This is a genomic window from Mycobacterium sp. PDNC021, assembly GCF_048282635.1.
In the GTDB taxonomy this organism is placed as follows: domain Bacteria; phylum Actinomycetota; class Actinomycetes; order Mycobacteriales; family Mycobacteriaceae; genus Mycobacterium; species Mycobacterium llatzerense.
Window position 1 is genome coordinate 1,567,092 of record NZ_CP182502.1, and the last position, 18,122, is coordinate 1,585,213.

Sequence of the window (18,122 nt, forward strand, 5' to 3'; positions counted from 1 at the left end):
GAAGGCAAGGTTGCGACGCTGCCCAGGTAGTGCCCCTGCCGAAACGGCATTCCGGCAGGCCGTTACTCGCACTTCTTCTGCTGGAATGCCGTTTCGGCGGGCGTTGGTCGGTGAATCGAATTGTCATGAGGTCGTTTGTATAGCTAACATATGTTTTTCTGATATTGGAGCGAAGACCGACTGATGACGACTGACACCGAGCTCAGAGCAACCGCGCGCCGGCGTGTCCAGATGGACCACGACCATCCCCACTACAAGTGGGTGGTGCTGTCCAACACCACGCTGGGCACGCTGCTGGCCACCATCAACGCGTCGATCGTGCTGATCTCGCTGCCGGCCATCTTCCGGGGCATCGGGTTGAACCCGCTGGCGCCGGGCAACGTCAGCTACCTGCTGTGGATGCTGATGGGCTACCTCGTGGTGACGGCCGTGCTGGTGGTGCCGTTCGGCCGCCTCGGTGACATGTACGGCCGGGTCCGTATCTACAACATCGGTTTCGTCGTCTTCACCTTCGCTGCAGTCGCGTTGTCATTCGATCCGTTCCATCTCGGCGGCGGCGCGGTGTGGCTCATCGCCTGGCGCGTGATTCAGGGCATCGGTGGCGCCATGCTGATGGCGTCGTCATCGGCGATCCTGACCGACGCCTTCCCGGCCAACCAGCGCGGCATGGCGCTCGGCGTCAACATGGTGGCTGCGGTGGCCGGTTCGTTCCTCGGTCTGCTGATCGGCGGGTTCCTCTCGGAGTGGGAGTGGAAGGCCGTCTTCTGGGTCGGCGTCCCGATCGGCATCGTCGGCACCATCTGGAGCTACCGCTCGCTGCATGAATTGGGCTCCCGCACGCCGGGCCGGATGGACTGGGCCGGCACCGCGACGTTCGGCGTGGGCTTGACGGTGCTGCTGCTCGGCATCACGTATGGCATTCAGCCGTACGGCAATTCGCCGACGGGCTGGGGCAGCCCGGCGGTGCTGGGATCGATCGCCGTCGGCCTGCTGCTGTTGGTCGCCTTCTGCGTCGTCGAGCTCAAGGTCGAGTCGCCGATGGTCGACATGCGGCTGTTCAAGTCGGCGACGTTCGGCATGGGCAACCTGGCCGGGCTGATGTCGTCGGTGGGCCGCGGCGGGCTGCAGTTCATGCTGATCATCTGGCTGCAAGGCATCTGGCTGCCCCTGCACGGCTACGACTTTGAATCGACCCCGCTGTGGGCAGGTATCTATCTGCTGCCGGCCACCATCGGCTTCCTGGTCGCGGCACCCGTCGCCGGTACCCTCTCCGACCGGCTCGGCGCCCGGCCCCTGGCGGTCGGCGGCATGCTGCTGATGGCGGTGACTTTCGTTGCCCTGCTGATGATTCCGGTCAACTTCGAGTACTGGGAATTCGCGCTGCTGGTGTTCCTCAACGGCGTCGGCGGCGGCATCTTCACCGCGCCCAACGCCGCGGCCATCATGTCGAGCGTGCCGGCCGCGCAGCGGGGCGCGGCATCGGGCGTCCGGTCGACGTTCTTCAACGCCGGCAACTCACTGTCGATCGGTATCTTCTTCTCCCTCATGATCGTGGGGCTGGCCAACACGTTGCCGTCCGCACTGTCCAGCGGCCTTCAGCAGCAAGGGGTTTCGGCTGACGTCGCGCACCAGGTGGCCGAACTGCCGCCGGTGGGCAGCCTGTTCGCGGCCTTCCTCGGCTACAACCCGATCGGCGAATTGCTGGCTCCGTTCCATGCCTTGCAGCAGCCCGGCGTCAACGCCGCCACGCTGACCGGCCAGTCGTTCTTCCCTCAGTTGATCACCGAACCGTTCCATTCCGGACTGGCCGTGGTCTTCGGCGCGGCGGCGATCATGATGCTGCTCGGCGCGGTGGCGTCGATGTTCAATCCGGGCACCTACGCCACGGAGCCCGGCGCCGACAACGAGGCCTGATTTTCCCACCGCCGAACGGCCACTTAGAGCACGGAATCTGACAGAAACCGTGCTCCAAGTGGCCATTCGTCGCTGGTCAGGACGCCGACGCTGACTGTGCCATTGACAAATGGCACAGTTGGTGGTGCTCTAGTTGGCGTGACGGAAACTGATCGGGCAACGCTGCCCGAGGTACCCAGCCGCGCAACGTTGCGCTCGACGCTCTCGGCCACTGTGACCCGTTGGACCCTGGGCAATCTGACCAGCGCCATCCCCATGAACACCCCCGGTGTCTGGTTCGGACGCGGGCTGATCGCCACCATCATGGAGACCTTCGGTTCCATGCCCGGCGGCACCAGGATCATCCCGGTTCGTACGCCCGAGATGCGGGGCGAATGGGTGCTGGGCCCGGGAGTGGAATTCGGCAGCCGTGCGGGCTATTACGTGCACGGCAGTGCGTATGTCATCTGCTCGGCGCGCACGCACCGCAAGCTGGTGGCGCGGTTGTCCGAGGCGACCGGCCTGCCGATGTTCGTGGTGGACTACCGGCTGGCCCCCGAGCACCGCTTCCCGACCGCGGCCGAGGACGTCGAAGCCGGCTACCGGTGGCTGTTGTCGGAAGGCTATGCGGCGTCGGACATCGTGATGGGCGCAGACTCGGCCGGCGGCCATCTCACCTGCGACATGCTGCTGGCGCACGCCGGCGACGCTGACTTCCGGCCCGCGGGCGTGGTGCTGTTCTCTCCGCTGATCGATGTGACGCTCGGGCTCGCGCTGGAGCAGGAGAAGGCGACGTACCGCGATCCGGCGATGTCCGCCACTGCCGCCGCGCGCATGGTCGGGCTCTACACCCAGGGGCAGAACCTGACCGATCCGCGCCTGCGGCTCGACTTCGCGAAAGCTGATCTGTTGCCGCCCATGTTGATTCAGGTCGGTGGTTTCGAGATGCTGCGCGCCGACGCCCGCTACCTCGATGCCGAACTGCGCCGCGCCGGCGGCACCAGCGCGCTCGAGGTCTGGCCCGGCATGGTGCACGTCTTCCAGGCCCTGCCGCATCTGGCACCCGAAGCCGCACCGGCGCTCCGTCGCGCCGCGGCCTTCATCGCCGATGCCTACAAATCCAACGAACTCGAAGAGGTGTGCTGATGATCGGCATCGACACGATACTCAATGTCTTTCGCGGCGAACGCCGCTCGGACAAGGCGAAGGCCGTGGTCACCGGTGCCGGCAGTGGCATCGGGCGGTCCTTCGCCCTCGAACTCGCCCGGCGCGGTGGCGAGATCATCTGCGCGGACATCAGCATGGAGCGGGCGCAGGAAACCGTGGCGCTGATCGGCCAGCTGCCGACCGGCAAAGGCCACGCCGTGCAGTGCGACGTCGCCGACCGCACCGCCATCGAGCTGCTGGCCAAGCAGTCACAGGAGATTTTCGGCGGCGCACCAACCCTGGTGATCAACAATGCCGGCGTCGGCATCGGCGGAAAACCGGTGGGCGACATCGGCTTCGAGGACTGGGACTGGGCACTCGGCATCAACCTGTGGGGCGTGGTGTACGGCTGTGAGGTCTTCACCCCACTGCTGCGCGAGGCCGGCAAGGGCGGCATCATCAACGTGGCCTCGGCCGCCGGGTTCGCCGCCGCGCCGTCGATGGCCGCCTACAACGTCTCCAAGGCCGGCGTGATGTCGCTGTCCGAAACGTTGTCGGCGGAATTGAACGGCACAGGCGTTGCGGTGACGGTGCTGTGTCCCACCTTCGTGAAGACGAATGTCGCGCGAGACGGGCGCATCACGCCAGGATCGTCGAACCTCGCCGAGCAGCTCATGCGGTGGACCGGGTTGTCTCCCGACAACGTCGCCGCCCGCACGCTCGATGCCCACGACGGCGGCCGGTTGTACGTGGTACCGCAATTCGACGCGAACGTCATCTGGCATCTCAAACGTCATTTCCCCGCGCTGTACACCCAGGGCGCCGGACTGCTGAACCGAATCCTCCCCGCGAACTGAAAGGACGCATCATGGCAATGGATCTCGATGAGATGCTGCAGAAGATCAAGGACAAGCAGTGGGCCCTGGTCGACATCGACTGGGACGCACCGGGAGCCGAGTTGATCGAGCCCGAACTGTGGGCCAAGCTCAAGCCGTTCATGACCGACCTGATGTGGATCGAGAACGTCGGCGCCCGTGGCTTCGCCGCGCTGGCCAAGAAGGCCCCGACCCCGACGCTCAAGAGCATCTACGAGCACTTCCACGCGGAGGAGCAGAAGCACGCCAACGCCGAGCTCGCGCTGATGCGGCGCTGGGGCATGCTCGAGAACGACGAGGTCCCGCCGCCCAGCGTCAACGTGCAACTGGTGATCACCTGGCTCGACAAGTTCTCCGACGGCATGTCGCTGTCGATCCTCGGCACCGTCATCCCGATGCTGGAAGTGGCGTTGGACGGTGCGCTCATCAAATTCATCACCGATGAGGTCAAAGACCCGGTGGCGCAAGAGGTTTTCAAGCGCATCAACTCCGACGAATCGCGGCACCTCGCGGTCGACTTCGAGGTGATGGACATCCTGGGTCACGCCGACCTGCGCAAGCTGGCCGTCGACTTCGTCGGCAGCTGGCTGAACCCGGCGCTGGTGATCGGCACGCTGAGCTACTTCCCGCTGCTCAACAAGATGCGCGACAACATCGTCGCCATGGGCGTCAACGAAGAGCGGCTGTACCAGGCGATGCGCCGGTTCCAAAGTGTCGGCGAGCGAAGCTCTTTCGCGCGTCGGGTACCGATGTACCGGTTCGTCTCGTGGCATGCCAAGAAGGTGATCGACCGGACCTCGAAGTACCACTGGCTGGCCGATTCCCTGGTGGTTGTCACCGGCGCCATCCCGATGCCGCTGATTCGGAACACGCCCAGCTGGTCGGACGAGATGACCTACGAGCCGGTGGCCTGATCATGACAATCTCTACTGCCATCATCGGTGCCGGGTTCGCCGGCATCGGCGCCGCCATCCGGCTCAAAGACCAGGGCATCACCGATTTCGAGATCTTCGAACGCGGCACCCGAGTCGGCGGCACCTGGCGTGACAACACGTATCCCGGTGCGGCGTGCGATATTCCGTCGCGCCTGTACTCGTACAGCTTCGCGCCCAACCCGGACTGGTCGCATACCTACTCGGCCAGCGATGAGATCCTCGGGTACATCGACAGCATGGTCGAATCCTCGGGCATTGCACCGCATATCCGGTTCGGTCACAACGTGACCGGCGTCGAGTTCGACGAGGTGGCGGGGGAGTGGACCGTCAACTTCGAAGGCCGCGAACCGGTCCGGGCGCGCACCGTCATCGTCGCCTCCGGGCCGCTGGCGAACGCGAGCTTCCCGAAGATCGACGGCATCGAGACCTACGAGGGTCACAAGATCCACAGTGCCCGTTGGGATCACGACTACGACTTCACCGGGAAGAAGGTCGCCGTCGTCGGCACCGGCGCCAGCGGCGTGCAGATCGTCCCGGAACTGGTCAAGGTCGCCAAGTCGGTCAAGGTGTTCCAGCGCACACCAGGCTGGGTGATCCCCCGGATCAACGGATCCACCAGCGGCTGGATGAAGCGGATCTACAAGGACGTGCCGTTCGCCGAGAAGATTGCCCGGTCGGCCTGGTTCTGGGGCCATGAGTCGGTCGCGCTCGGCGTGGTGTGGGACAGCCCGTTCACCCGGGTGGTCGAAGCGCTGAGCCTCGCGAATCTGCGCATGCAGGTGAAGGATCCGTGGCTGCGCCGGCAACTCACGCCCGACTTCTCGGCTGGCTGCAAGCGGCTACTGATGACCCGCGACTACTACCCTGCGCTGCAGGCAGACAATTGCAAGCTGGTGACCTGGCCCATTTCCCGGTTGTCGCCCAAGGGAATTCGGACAGTCGAAGGCATCGAGCACCAATTCGACGCCATCGTGTTCGCCACCGGCTTCGAGGTGTCCAAGCAGGGCACCCCGTTCCCCGTCATCGGCATCGACGGCCGGGAGCTCAGCGCGGAATGGAGCCGGGGCGCCTACGCCTACCGCAGCGTCGCGGTATCCGGTTATCCCAACCTGTATTTCACCTTCGGGCCCAACTCGGGCCCCGGCCACAGCTCGGCGCTGGTGTACATGGAGGCGCAGATCGACTACATCGTCGAGGCGATCTCCACGCTGCTGCAGTTCGGCTGGAAGTCGCTCGACGTGCGTCCCGAGGTGCAGGCCCGCTACAACGAGGACATCCAGCAGCGGCTGCAATCCACGACGTGGAACTCCGGTTGCCAGAGCTGGTACCTGACCGACGACGGCTTCAACGCGACGATGTTCCCCGGGTTCGCCACCCAGTACGTCAATCAGTTGAAGGCGGTCAATCTGCACGACTTCAAGATCACTGCTGAGCAGACCAGCGGTGCGTCGGTCCTGACCGCATAGAATCCGCTGGTGGCTGAGTACCGGATCGACGACCTCGCACGCGAAGCGGGGACGACAACCCGGAACGTCCGCGTCTACCAGGAGAGCGGCCTGCTGCCCCGGCCTCAGCGCCGGGGCCGGGTCGCGATCTACACCGACCGGCACCTGAGCCAGTTGCAAGCCATCGTCCGGCTGCTCAGCGAGGGCTTCACCGTCAAACACATCTTGAAGTTCCTCACCGGCCTGCAGCGCGGCGAGGGGCTGGTCGAGGTGTTGGACCTGGCGGAGCTCGAGGAGCTGGTGATCTCGCCGTGGTCGAATCCGCAGGCGCAGACCATGACGCGCGAAGAGCTGCAGATGCAGCTCGGCCGACTGGACGGCGCGACGGTGAAACGGCTGGTCGCCGGCGGCATCATCGAGCCGACGGGCGACAAGGACTCGTACCTGGTGCCCGACCGCCGGGTGATCGACGACTTCGCCAGGCTCATCTCCCGCGGCATGCCGTTGGCGGCGATCCTGAAGACCACCACGGCGGTCGACAAGAAGCTCGACGACGCGGCCCGTGCCATGACCCGGGCCGGACACACCGAGGTGGTCCGGCAGCGGGGTCCGGGCTGGTACCCCAGCAACGATGTCGAACTTGCCTGGGCCGCCGATCTCATCGACGCCATGCGCCGCGTATCTCGCCGATCTGCCCACGCTAGCCTTGACCGCGCGTTAGATGAAGCGGTGCGGGCCGAGCTTCGGCAGTACCAGCAGGAGGCCAAGGATCAGGGGGCTCCTGCCGAACGGAAGGCGTGAGTCATGGCAGGGGCACACGAAGCTGGGACCGAGTCCGGCAAACGGAAGCGACGCGGACCGAAGACGCTCATCCAAGCGGTGTTCGCGTTGATGGATGACGTCGCCGAGCTACGGAAGTCGTCGCAATACATCGCGGACAACATCGCTGCCCTGAGTGTGAGTGCTGCCGGTATCGACCGGCACGCGGAATTGATCGCCAGTCAGATCACCACCCTGACCGAGGCCGCGGCCGGCATCGACACCTCCGCCGAGAAGATCGCGTTCGGCGCGAACTCGATTGCCGCGACCCTGCCGAGCCTGCAGCGACTCGCCGAAGTCGTCGAACCGCTGGACACCACGGTGGCCCGGCTCGGGTGGTTCGTCGACCGGATTCCGGGCGGAAAGCGGAGCTAGGGAAGTGAGACGGCGCAAGAACACCGTTCTTGCGCACAACCCCAATATCGCCTGACCTCATTGACAACGGTGGCGGCGGTCGGTTAACTTCAAAACGGCGAGTAGACCGATCGGTATAACTATCGTGGGGTGTCAACGACGCCAAGGGGATAGGGGAAATTCATTGGCTGATTCGGCGTTGCGCACTACTCGATTCCTGGTCTCCGTGACCGGCGTGTCCCACTGACCAGGCGGCGGACAACTATGCACCGCACCATCGGCATTGGCCAACTACGCAGTGCGACAAGGTATTACCTTGAACTTGCCGCAAGCGGTGAGTCAATCACGGTGAAACGCAGAGGCATTGATGTGGCGTCGATCCATCCCCCGGGGCGCCCGACGCGGGAGCACCGCCGTCGGCTGCCTTTGCCGGGCCACTTGGTGATTCGGGTAGCTCTTCCGGCGTTCCGCTCCGCCGTCGGCCGCTACCTGAGCATGGTGGCCAATGGCGCGGTCGTCGATATTTACGATCGAGGTCAGTCGGCAGCAAGAATCACCCGGGCCGCCGACGCATAGTGGCCAGCCGTTGGGGCGGGCCGAACCCCATCGCTGAGGCTCATGACCGCGCCGGTTGACGCAGACGCTCCGCGGCAGCGAGTTCGCGTCGGGACTGCAGCTATTTTCCTTGGGCGTCAAGGAAATACCTCAAGCGATGAGGTGTGCCGACCGGCTATTGCCACCTGCCGGACATCGGAGGAACGTATATCGGTGGACCGGCGGCGCCGCTGGGGCGCTGCCCCGATATATAGAGGGGGTGGGTCGTGTACGCACGCTCTACCACTATTCATGCACAACCCTCGGCTATCGACGCAGGAGTGGCTCACCTGCGCGATGAAGTGATGCCCAAACTGCAAGAGCTGAACGGGTTCGTCGGCATGTCGCTGCTCACCGACCGTGAATCGGGTCGGTGCATCGCTGTGACGGCATGGGAATCCGAGGAGGCGATGAGTGCGCTCGCTGACCAGGTTCGGCCGATCCGCGAACGGGCCATCGGGATGTTCGGCGGCGCCGCGACCGTCGACGAGTGGGACATCGCCGTCATGCACCGCGCTCACCAGATCCCCGAGGGCGCGTGCGCTCGAGTGACCTGGGGGCATGCCGACCCGGCGAACGCCGATGCCGCGATCGACTACTTCAGGTCGAACATCGTGCCCGACACCGAGGCACTCGAAGGCTTCTGCAGCGTCAGCCTGATGGTCGATCGGGCCACCGGCCGTGGCGTGTCCTGCACGACGTTCGACAGCCGAGAAGCCATGGCGCGCAACCGGGCTCAGGCGCAGACGATCAAAGAATCGAGACTTCCGGAAGCCGGTGCGACCGAGCTCGACGAAGGTGAATTCGAGGTGGCCTTCGCCCACCTACGGGTGCCGGAACTGGTTTAGCCACAACGGGATTGACGACGGTTGCTCACGCCGGGCCGAATCGGCGTGAGCGGCCGCCGTTCCGCGTCTAGAACGGTGCTGGTTGGTCCCAGTCTTCTTCTGCGGCCAGAATCTTTTCGAGTTCGAGGCGGCGGCGCCATTCGTCGTCGGCGATGTGTTCTTCGTTGAACATCCGCGTCTCATTGATGAGTTCTTGGCGTTCTTGGGCTCGGGTGCGTTTGCGTTTGGGCATGCAGTACCCCCGCCCCGGTTTCCGCACCGGCTCCCCAGTGATTTCGACTGCGCCGGTCGGCTTGCCGAGTTGCGGGTACCAGTGCGCACCTTCAGGTTTGGTGACGTAGGTGTGCCCAGTGGGCGCGGTCCAGACCACGGTCCCGTCCGGGAACTGGTGATCGGTCCAACCGTGGAACGTCTTGAGCAAGTGATGAAACCGGCACAGACACTTGAGGTTTGACGGGTGCGTCGGCCCAGCTGGGTAGGGCACGGTGTGGTCGATGTCGCAGGCTTCAGCCGGCCGGTCACAGTCGGGGAATCGGCACGTCAGGTCGCGGCACCGCACGAACTCCGCCAGCTTGGCCGACGGCCGATACCGCGGTTCGATGACATCCGGCGGGGTGTGCACCTGCCGCAGCGTCGCGCCCTCGGCAAGTTGGGCCACCTGGCCTGCGGGGATCTGCCCGTACGCCGGCAGGAATCCCGGCCCACCACCGTCGAGGGCGTCGGCGGTGGTGATCACGTGGATCACCGAGCGGGTCCCGACGGTCGGCGCCGGCAGATTCGGCGTGGCCGCGGCCTCGCAGTCGGATTGCCCGCATTGGCACTGCAGCCGGCCACCCCGGGCCAGGGCGTCCATGGCGGCGGCGCGGCGTTGATCATGCGATCGCGGATCGTTCTTGCACACCCGGCGGGCCAGGTCATCGAGGGCGGCGTCCAGCACGGCGGCGGTCGCCGCATCCACCGTGCCGCAGACATTGGCACTTCCCGGGCCGGATACACGGATGTCGAGGTAGCGGGCCTGCGACGGAGGTTGGGGGGCGTGCACCCCCGCTTGGTCGGAGGCGGCGATGATCGCGTCGATGCGTTGTGCCATCTTCGGTTTCGACAACCGGCCCCAGGACGCAATCTTGGCCGCGAGGTCGGCGTCGACCTGCTGGGCGACGTCGTCGTCGATGATCAGGTCGGTGCGCGAGACGATCATCGCGACCAGCACCGCATCGATCAGGCCTTTGGCATACACCGCCGCCACTTTCGGCAGCCGGGTGCGCAGCAGCACCGCCCGGTCCACCTGCGCCTGCGCCCGCTTGCGGGACACCCCAAGAGCGGCCGCGACCTCGACCACCAGCCCCGAATACCCGTCGATCGCCCAATACCGCTTTTCCACATCATCATCAGGAGCCCGAAGCGCCCACAGGTCACCGATCGCGGCCAGGCGGCGGGCACCGGCCGCGTTCTCTTCCCGGGTGGCGAGGGTGATCGCGTCGACCGCCGCGGACTCGGCGTGGGGATCACTATCAAATTCGAACACCTGTGCGACCCTACTCCCGTCTACTGACTCAAACTTTTTGGCAGGGTCGCGTTATCCACAACGAGGCCAGGGTTCAGGAGGTTGAGTGAGTCATGGCCAGATCGCGACGGACGAAGATCCCTGCCGAAGAAAAGACCCGACTGGTGCTGGCCGTGTTGGCCAACGAAATGACGTGCGGGGAGGCCGCACGCCGCAGCGGGGTCTGCCGTGAAACCGTGACGAAGTGGAAGCATCAGTTTTTAGCCGCTGGCGCCGAGCGGCTTGAGGAGGTGCCCAGCGGCCCGGCCGGGGCTAAGGGCACACCCGAACAGCGGCGCCTGCAGATCGAAAACGAGCAACTCAAACTGGCGCTGGCCGAAGCCACGGTGCAGCTTCGGATTTGGCAGCGCGGTGCCGCGCTGATCGATCAGGTCCCTTCCAAGACCTCGAAGCCCTAAGAGAGGCGGCGGGGCTGCCGGTTTCGAGGTTCGCGGTACTGGCAGACATCCCCGAACGCACCTACCGGCGGCGGTTGGCCCGATTGCGTCATGGCGCTGCGGATAGAGGTCCGTGGCCGGCGCCGGTGGTTGATCGCGTCGAAGGCCTGGCTGCCAAATACGCCGAAGCGTGGCCAGCCTGGGGCTACCGCAAGATCGCCGCCATGATGCGCGCCGACGGCCACGACGTCACCAATTCCTCAGTGCAACGAGCACTGAAACGACGAGGCTTGTTGCTGCCCCAGGGATTTCGCGCCGACCGCAAATCCTGGGCGATATTGCGCCGCAAAGTGTTCCGCGACCCACCCACCGAACGCAACCGGGTCTGGCAGACGGACTTCTCCGAATTCGAAACCACCAACGGCGGCATCTGGAGGATCAGTGCCGTCATCGACTACGCCACCAAATACTGCCTGGCGATCACCGTCACCCCCACCAGCCGCGGCATCGATGCCGTGCGCTGCATACAACTGGCCATCGACGAAGCCCAACGCGTCCTGGCTATCGACGACCTACGCGATGACCGCGCCCTGATGGACGTCCTCGACGCCCACGACAACATCATCGGCCAGACACCCGCACCGATCGCCATCGTCACCGACAACGGCCCCTGCTACCGCGGCAAGGACTTCGGGGCACTGTTCGCCGACCACACCGACCCACTGCTGCGGCACGTCCGAACCCGGATCAAATCCCCACAAACCAACGGCGTCATCGAACGGTTCTTCGGCACCCTTAAATACGAGCACCTATTTCGCGGATACATCGGCGACGGCGACGCCCTCGACATGGAAGCCCACCACTTCCGAACCATCTACAACACCATCAGACCCCACCAAGCCCTCGACGACCGCACCCCCAAACAGGCCTACCTAAACTCGACGAACCCACAAAACCTGCCAACTTCTTGACGCAAGACACCCGTCCACTGACAAGAACCCGCGGAAAGTGCGAGCTTGCATCGGCGACGGTTAGGACACCTAAACACAAGCGCCGCAGCAGGATTGGACTCGACGGGATCTTCAACGGTTAGGTCAACTAGCCATTCTGCGTCGTCGTGAGGAGGTGAGTTGGCGATGCCTCAGTGGCGAGCAGATGGGCTTGACGCTTGGGTGGCCTGATCGTCGAGGGTCTGCTCCGATTGAGCGGACCGCAGGATCGAGTCGCAGATACGCTTAACGACTACGCGGTGGCTAGGCACACTAAGCATCGACGATGCCCGCGCTCGGCTAGCCGCATCACTCTCTGTGGGGTAGGGCCGGCGGCATGCCAGCCAAGAATTCGCCAAGAGCCGAGCTGCATGCTTCCTTCACCATTCAGCAGCAGATCGACGACAGTGTCGACGAACAGAGAGGTGAGTCCACATGACGCGACGAATCACACGACTGGCCGCGGCGGCACTGTTGTCCGGCGGGATGAGTCTGGCCGCGTTCGGGTTGAGCGCCGGCACCGCCCAAGCAGAACCGTCCTCGGGTACCTGGTGTCCAGGTCAGCCGGTCCCCGGAGGATTTACCGAAGTTGACTGGGACTGGACGACCTGCCATCGGTACAACCTGGTACACCGCGGAATGCCGCCTCAGGTCGTTGGCATGACAGCGGAAGACGGCTGGTACGGCGGGCACCCCCACTACCGGACAGTCGCAGGCGAGAACACCAACGCGACCTGTCAGTTCTTGGGGTGCCCGTAGCTACGACCGCCTAGGGCTTCACCTTGCTCGGCCACCAGATGCGGTTGCCGATCATGGCCATGGCGGCCGGCACCAGCACGGTGCGCACCAGAGTGATGTCGATCAGCAGCCCGATGCCGATGGTGAACCCGATCTGCAGCAGGTTGATCACCCGTCCGCTCATCAACGCGAACATGGTGAGCGCGAAGACGATTCCGGCGGTGGTGATGACGCTGCCGGTGGTGCCGAAGCTGCGCATGATGCCGCGGATCATGCCGTCGCCGGATTCGTCGCGGATACGTGCGGCGAACAGCATGCTGTAGTCCGCGCCGACGGCGATGAGTGCCATGAACGACACCGGGAACACCGACCAGTCCACGTCGACTCCGATGATGTGCTGCCACACCAGCACGCTGACTCCGGCGGCGGCGGCGAATGACAGCGTCACCACCGCGACCATGAACACCGGCGCGAGAATGCTGCGCAACAGCACGATCAACACCAGCAGCACACCCAGGATCGCGACGATGCCGTACAGGGCGAAGTCGTGCCACACCTGGTCGCGCATGTCGGCCGACAGCGTAGCCAGACCGGTGCTGGCGAAACGTGCTGTCTGCAAAGAGGTTCCGGCGGCAGCCTGGGTCGCGGCCGGGGCCAGCGTCCGCGTCGCGTCCAGCGCTTCGGCGCTGTACGGATTGATCTTCCAGATCACCAGCATTCGCGCCGTCTTGCCGTCAGGGGAGAACAGCAGGTCCTGTGCGGCCCGGAACTTCGGGTCGGAAAAACCTTGGGGCGGAAGGTAGAAGCCTGATGCCGGGCCGTCGGTGGTGTGGGTGCTCAAGGTCGTCAGATAGTCCGTCGCCTGGCCGAGCCCGTCGGTGAGCTGCCCCGACATGTCGACCACCCGGTCCACGCCGCCCTTGACCTGGTCGAGCCCGACGGCGAGGCGCGTCATCCCGGCGCTGAGCTGATCGGCGCCGCGCACCAGCTCGGTCAGCTGGACACGGGCCTGCGCCGGTGAACCGCCGGGCAGGTTCGACACCATTTTCTGCAACGTGGCCAACGCATCCCGGATGGCGGGCTCGGCAGCCCGCACCTTGTCGACGGTGACCTGCGGGATCGCGGTGAGGCGCTGGGCCTGCAGCAGTGCCCGGCTGACCGCGCCATTGGAGATCGAGTCGAGGTCCGCGATGTCCGCGCGGGCTCGGCTGCATACCGGGTTCAGCAGACAGTCCGGCCCGGGCTGCGGTGAAAGTGCCGAGCCGAGCGCCGAACTCACGAGTCGACCGGCCTCGGCGACCTGCGCGTTGCCGTCGATGGCCTGCAACGCCGCATCGAGCAATCCGGTGGAGGAGGTCAGATCCGCCAGCGCGGACTGGACGTCCACCGTCCCGTCGGTCAGGGTGGCGAGCCCCGCGCCGGCGGATTGGTACCCGTCGAGGACCTGATGGGCGAGTCCGGTCACTTGTTTTATGCCCGAAACCAATTGGGGGATCTGGGTCACCGCGGAGGCGGCGCCGTCGCGCAACTGTGCCGCTCCGGAGTCCAGCCGGTGCATGTCGGGCACTGCCCTGGCGACCTGAGTCCGCGCGTCGCCGAGCCGGTCTGCCACGATCCCGGCCTGATAGCCGATGGTGGTCTGCGGCAACTGCTTTCCGGCCGGCCGCGTCATTGAACGGACGTATGCGATCTCGGGCATGCCGGCAATGCGCCCCGCGACCCGGTCCAGCGCGGCGAGGTCGTCGGTGTTCCGCATGTCATGGTCGGCCGAGACGATCAGGTATTCCGGCGCCGCCTCATTGACACCCCAGTGCGCATAGGTCTTCTGGTAGCCGATGGCGCTCTCGGTGTCGTCGAGCTGCATGGCGTTCTCGTCGAAGTTCACCCGGAAGGTGGTGAGAACCGATGCGGCAGCGAGCAACAGCACCAGCGACGCGGTCACCAGCACGCCGGACCGGCGGATCATCGTCGATCCGATCCGGCGCCAGCGGCGGTCGTTGAGGGGCCGGGGTTCGGCCAGTCCGCGCGCGCCCAGGATCGACAGCAGGGCGTAGGGCAGTGACATCGACACCGCCAGGCCGACCACGATGGCGATGGCGATCGGCGGGCCGGCGGCCTTGAACATGCCCAGTTCGGTGAATCCCATCGCCGTGGCGGCCGCCGCGATGGTCAGCATCGACGCGATCAGGATGCCTGAAACCCGCTGTCCGGCTTGAGCTATCGCATCAGTGACGGGCACCTGGCTACGCCGGGCTTCGTGGTAGCCGGCCAGGATGAAGATCGCGTAGTCGGTGGCGGCACCGAGCAGCATCGCGGTCATCAGGGAGATGGTGAAGTTCGAAACGGTGAGGATCCCGGTCATACCGAGCAGCGACACGATCGGGCGGGCCACCCCGAGGGCGATACCGATGGTCAGCAACGGCACCATCGCGGTGGGCAGGGACCGATAGACCATCAGCAGTACCAGTGTGATCAGCAGAACGGACACCGCGGTGATGATCAGCAGCGAAAAGTCCATGGCGCTGAACAGATCTGCCAGCGTCGGTGACGGCCCGGTGAGGTATATCCCGACCCCGGGTGGTTTGGGCAGCGCGTGGAGTTGATCGCGGATCTCGATGGTGTTCTTGTGCGCCTTGGTCGACCCGACGTCACCGGTGCCGGCGATGACCAGGTTGATCGCCTTGTGGTCCGGGCTTAGCGCGATATCGCGCAACTGAGGATTGTCGTAGGTGTCGAGCACGTAGGCGACGTTGGTCTTGTCCCGCCGCAGGGTGGTGACGACGTTCCGGTACAGGGCTTCGTCGGCGGCGTCGATGCCGTGCTCATCGACCAGCACCACGCTGCCCACCGCGGACGACCGGGGGACGCCGAAGGCATCGGACATCTCACGCAGCGTCTGCGCGGCCTTGATGTTGGCGGGCATGAAAGGCGCGGAGCGCTCTGCGACGGTCTGCTCGAGCTGCGGGATGGTCACGTTCAGGATCCCGGCCAGTGCCACCCAGAAACCGATGATCAACCACGCCCATTTCGCACAGAAACGGCTGGTGACGCCGAAAAACCGGCTGTTGTGTCCCACCCAGGACCCCCTCGATTCGAGACCCGAACTACACCGTCCGGTCTACTATTGAAGCCAGACGCTAGTAGACCAATCGGTATGCAAACAATGCCGCGAGACAGGGAGTTACGTCACATGAGTGCCCGAGATCGGCTCGTCGTCACAGCCATCGATCTGATTCGGCGGCAGGGCGTTTCGGGTATGGGCCTGAGCCAGCTGCTCGAACGCAGCGGTACCGCACGCCGGTCGCTCTACCTGAACTTCCCTGGCGGCAAGGCTGAACTCGTGGCTGACGCGACCGTCACGGCGGGCAACATGCTGGCCGACGGCATCGACCGACTGATCGGTGAGCGGGGTCCGGTGGGTGCCGTACGGGCCTTCGTCGAGATGTGGATCGCGAATCTGACCAGTAGCAACTTCGAGGTCGGCTGCCCGATCGTCGCGGCCGCGCTCGGCCGCAGTGAGGCCCCCGGAGCGGCCGACGCCGCCGGTGAGGTCTTCCTCGACTGGGAGCGCCGGATCGCTGCCGGGCTGGAATCGGCCGGGCTGTCAGCCGGCGATGCGGCGCGTCAGGCGACGCTGACCGTGGCGGCGGTGGAGGGCGCCATCGTCATGGCGCAATCGACCAGGTCGGAATTGCCGCTACGCCGGGTCGAGGAAGCGCTTGTCGAGTCGGTGGAGCAGCTCCTGCGTTAGGCGGACTGGGCGGGTGGTACGTCGGTGGCTCTGCCGGAAAGACATTCGGCGATGAAACTGGCCATCCGCGCATACGCCCGACGGCTCTCGGGCAGCCCGGGAAATATGGCCGGGAACGCGTGGAGCTGACTGGGCCAGGCCATGACCTCGCAGGTGCGCCCCGCTTGGTGCAGCCTGCCCTGCATCCGCTCGGCGTCGCATAGCAGTGATTCCGTTGCGGAGACGACGATCAGGGACGGCGGCATCGCATCCATGGGGCCGGAGACCGGCTCCAACTGGTCGAGATTTCCCGTGGGGCAGATGCGCTCGGTGATGACCGGCAAGCCGGTGGCAATCCCGAAGACGTCCGTCGACGCGGTCGAATGTGCAGCGCGCGAAGCGTTGTCCAGTTCCAGCAAGGGCGAAATACCGACCACCCCTGCGGGACTCGGGAGCCCGTGCTTCGGGGCCTGTTGCGCGGTGGCGAACGCCAGGAACCCGCCGGCCGAGTCGCCGGCGATGATGACTTTGGCCGGATCGACGCCCCGGCTCAGCAGCTCGCGGTAGGCGCCGAGGCAGTCCTGGATCGTCGTCTCCAGATCGACCTCGGGGTACTGCCGATACTCGATGTGTACCAACGGCAATCGCGTGACGCGAGAGAGGGCGGCGACGGCGCGCAGGTGGGTGTTCAGATCGCCGAGGACGAATCCGCCGCCGTGGAAGTAGAGGATGACCCCGTCGGTGATCGGCGCGTCGAGGGTGGCGGGCGAAACCCACTCGGCCGGCAGACCGTTCCAAGTTTCGGCGGCCAATCGGAAGCCGCGTGGCGGTCGACGCCGCTGCAGACTGGCGAGCCGGTTGACGTTGTGTCCCATCCGGACGATCCGGCGTGAGGTGGCCTCGTACCCTGCCGTGGTCAGCGCGCGAATCAGGATGCGGGCCAAGAACAATGACGCGAAGAGGTGGATGATGCGGGCGCGCAGGCTGGCCGGTTCAGCGGCATAGACAATCGGGAGGGCTGCCATCTACTTCTCCAATTCCACGAGCACGGGTGCATGATCGCTGGGCTGCTTGCCCTTTCGTTCCTCGCGGACGATCTCGCCGTGAGTGACGCGGGCTGCGAATTCCGGTGAGCCCAGCACGAAGTCGATGCGCATGCCCTGCTTCTTGGGGAACCGCAGCTGGGTGTAGTCCCAGTAGGTGTAGACCCCCGGACCCGGGGTGAACGGGCGCACCACATCCGCGAATCCGGCGTCGTTCATGGCGCGGAACGCGGCGCGCTCCGGCTCCGAGACATGCGTCGAATTCTGGAACTCGGCCATGTCCCAGACGTCCTCGTCGGTCGGCGCGATGTTCCAGTCGCCCATCAAAGCCAGTGGCAACGACGGATCGTCCCCCAGCCAGCCGGCTGCGGTATCCCGCAGGGCGGAAAGCCATTTCAGCTTGTATGGCAGGTGCGGGTCGTCCAGTGTCCGGCCGTTGGGCACGTACAGGCTCCACACCCGGACCCCGCCGCAGGTGGCGCCGATGGCGCGGGCCTCGTCGGCGTCCTGCCACTGAGGTTGGCCGGTGAAACCGACCCGCACGTCGTCGAGGCCCACGCGGGACGCGATCGCCACACCGTTCCACTGGCTGAGTCCGACATGCGCGACTTCGTATCCCAGTGCCGCGAACGGCATGGTCGGGAACTGGTCGTCCTTGCACTTGGTTTCCTGCATGGCCAGCACGTCGATGTCCGCGCGGGACAACCAGTCCGTGACCCGGTCGACCCGGGTGCGGATGGAGTTGACGTTCCAGGTGGCGATACGCATGACG

General features: G+C 65.4%; 16 protein-coding genes. 12 read left to right on the forward strand and 4 right to left on the reverse strand.

Annotated elements, in window-relative coordinates; translation table 11 throughout:
* Window positions 1-183: 183 nt before the first annotated feature.
* From ACNO8X_RS07300 to ACNO8X_RS07335, 8 genes are all read left to right on the forward strand, one after another.
* Window positions 184-1,914, forward strand: coding sequence for an MFS transporter (locus ACNO8X_RS07300; RefSeq protein WP_418004763.1), 1,731 nt, complete (start codon window positions 184-186; stop codon window positions 1,912-1,914).
* A 138-nt stretch (window positions 1,915-2,052) separates the two neighbouring features.
* Complete coding sequence (locus ACNO8X_RS07305; RefSeq protein WP_418004764.1) at window positions 2,053-3,039, forward strand: alpha/beta hydrolase; 987 nt, start codon at window positions 2,053-2,055, stop codon at window positions 3,037-3,039.
* Window positions 3,039-3,896, forward strand: coding sequence for an SDR family NAD(P)-dependent oxidoreductase (locus ACNO8X_RS07310; RefSeq protein ID WP_418004765.1), 858 nt, complete (start codon window positions 3,039-3,041; stop codon window positions 3,894-3,896). The genes ACNO8X_RS07305 and ACNO8X_RS07310 overlap by 1 nt, the downstream gene beginning before the upstream one ends.
* 11 nt (window positions 3,897-3,907) lie before the next feature.
* The gene (locus ACNO8X_RS07315) at window positions 3,908-4,828 is read left to right on the forward strand and encodes a reductase (protein WP_071287571.1); all 921 of its coding nucleotides are present in this window, start codon (window positions 3,908-3,910) and stop codon (window positions 4,826-4,828) included.
* Between the two features lie 2 nt (window positions 4,829-4,830).
* Window positions 4,831-6,315, forward strand: coding sequence for a flavin-containing monooxygenase (locus tag ACNO8X_RS07320; protein ID WP_418004766.1), 1,485 nt, complete (start codon window positions 4,831-4,833; stop codon window positions 6,313-6,315).
* A gap of 9 nt (window positions 6,316-6,324) precedes the next feature.
* Window positions 6,325-7,095 (forward strand): MerR family transcriptional regulator, encoded by a 771-nt coding sequence (locus tag ACNO8X_RS07325; protein WP_418004767.1) that lies wholly within the window; start codon window positions 6,325-6,327, stop codon window positions 7,093-7,095.
* A 3-nt stretch (window positions 7,096-7,098) separates the two neighbouring features.
* A complete protein-coding gene (locus ACNO8X_RS07330; RefSeq protein WP_418004768.1) occupies window positions 7,099-7,488 on the forward strand; it encodes a hypothetical protein in 390 nt (129 codons plus the stop codon).
* Between the two features lie 800 nt (window positions 7,489-8,288).
* The gene (locus ACNO8X_RS07335; protein ID WP_166651249.1) at window positions 8,289-8,909 is read left to right on the forward strand and encodes a hypothetical protein; all 621 of its coding nucleotides are present in this window, start codon (window positions 8,289-8,291) and stop codon (window positions 8,907-8,909) included.
* Between the two features lie 67 nt (window positions 8,910-8,976).
* Here ACNO8X_RS07335 and ACNO8X_RS07340 read toward each other — a convergent pair whose 3' ends face one another.
* Window positions 8,977-10,434 carry a DUF222 domain-containing protein gene (locus tag ACNO8X_RS07340; protein ID WP_418004769.1) on the reverse strand — a complete coding sequence of 486 codons (1,458 nt, stop codon included), beginning with the start codon at window positions 10,432-10,434 and terminating at the stop codon, window positions 8,977-8,979.
* A gap of 92 nt (window positions 10,435-10,526) precedes the next feature.
* Here ACNO8X_RS07340 and ACNO8X_RS07345 point away from each other — a divergent pair, with 92 nt between their 5' ends.
* The 3 genes from ACNO8X_RS07345 (at window position 10,527) to ACNO8X_RS07355 (ending at window position 12,598) form a co-directional block, all read left to right on the forward strand.
* The gene (locus ACNO8X_RS07345; RefSeq protein ID WP_418001499.1) at window positions 10,527-10,871 is read left to right on the forward strand and encodes a transposase; all 345 of its coding nucleotides are present in this window, start codon (window positions 10,527-10,529) and stop codon (window positions 10,869-10,871) included.
* A 125-nt stretch (window positions 10,872-10,996) separates the two neighbouring features.
* A complete protein-coding gene (locus ACNO8X_RS07350; RefSeq protein WP_418001500.1) occupies window positions 10,997-11,821 on the forward strand; it encodes a transposase in 825 nt (274 codons plus the stop codon).
* Between the two features lie 453 nt (window positions 11,822-12,274).
* The gene (locus ACNO8X_RS07355; RefSeq protein ID WP_418004770.1) at window positions 12,275-12,598 is read left to right on the forward strand and encodes a hypothetical protein; all 324 of its coding nucleotides are present in this window, start codon (window positions 12,275-12,277) and stop codon (window positions 12,596-12,598) included.
* 10 nt (window positions 12,599-12,608) lie between these two features.
* Here ACNO8X_RS07355 and ACNO8X_RS07360 read toward each other — a convergent pair whose 3' ends face one another.
* The gene (locus tag ACNO8X_RS07360; protein ID WP_418004771.1) at window positions 12,609-15,653 is read right to left on the reverse strand and encodes an MMPL family transporter; all 3,045 of its coding nucleotides are present in this window, start codon (window positions 15,651-15,653) and stop codon (window positions 12,609-12,611) included.
* Between the two features lie 114 nt (window positions 15,654-15,767).
* On the opposite strand from ACNO8X_RS07360, the gene ACNO8X_RS07365 reads away from it, so the two are divergent.
* Entirely contained in the window at window positions 15,768-16,328 is a 561-nt protein-coding gene (locus ACNO8X_RS07365) for a TetR/AcrR family transcriptional regulator (RefSeq protein ID WP_418004772.1), read from the forward strand.
* Here the strand turns inward: ACNO8X_RS07365 and ACNO8X_RS07370 are convergent.
* Together ACNO8X_RS07370 and ACNO8X_RS07375 are read right to left on the reverse strand one after the other, a co-directional pair.
* Complete coding sequence (locus tag ACNO8X_RS07370) at window positions 16,325-17,332, reverse strand: alpha/beta hydrolase (RefSeq protein ID WP_418004773.1); 1,008 nt, start codon at window positions 17,330-17,332, stop codon at window positions 16,325-16,327. The genes ACNO8X_RS07365 and ACNO8X_RS07370 overlap by 4 nt on opposite strands.
* Window positions 17,333-18,118 (reverse strand): exodeoxyribonuclease III, encoded by a 786-nt coding sequence (locus ACNO8X_RS07375; RefSeq protein ID WP_418004774.1) that lies wholly within the window; start codon window positions 18,116-18,118, stop codon window positions 17,333-17,335.
* Window positions 18,119-18,122: the final 4 nt, after the last annotated feature.

Bases quoted from the DNA above. Each gene is read 5' to 3' on its own strand.
- ACNO8X_RS07300 (WP_418004763.1), top strand. From the start codon at position 184: ATGACGACTGACACCGAGCTCAGAGCAACCGCGCGCCGGCGTGTCCAG.
- ACNO8X_RS07310 (WP_418004765.1), top strand. From the start codon at position 3,039: ATGATCGGCATCGACACGATACTCAATGTCTTTCGCGGCGAACGCCGC.
- ACNO8X_RS07315 (WP_071287571.1), top strand. From the start codon at position 3,908: ATGGCAATGGATCTCGATGAGATGCTGCAGAAGATCAAGGACAAGCAG.
- ACNO8X_RS07320 (WP_418004766.1), top strand. From the start codon at position 4,831: ATGACAATCTCTACTGCCATCATCGGTGCCGGGTTCGCCGGCATCGGC.
- ACNO8X_RS07330 (WP_418004768.1), top strand. From the start codon at position 7,099: ATGGCAGGGGCACACGAAGCTGGGACCGAGTCCGGCAAACGGAAGCGA.
- ACNO8X_RS07345 (WP_418001499.1), top strand. From the start codon at position 10,527: ATGGCCAGATCGCGACGGACGAAGATCCCTGCCGAAGAAAAGACCCGA.
- ACNO8X_RS07355 (WP_418004770.1), top strand. From the start codon at position 12,275: ATGACGCGACGAATCACACGACTGGCCGCGGCGGCACTGTTGTCCGGC.
- ACNO8X_RS07365 (WP_418004772.1), top strand. From the start codon at position 15,768: ATGAGTGCCCGAGATCGGCTCGTCGTCACAGCCATCGATCTGATTCGG.
- ACNO8X_RS07370 (WP_418004773.1), bottom strand. From the start codon at position 17,332: ATGGCAGCCCTCCCGATTGTCTATGCCGCTGAACCGGCCAGCCTGCGC.
- ACNO8X_RS07375 (WP_418004774.1), bottom strand. From the start codon at position 18,118: ATGCGTATCGCCACCTGGAACGTCAACTCCATCCGCACCCGGGTCGAC.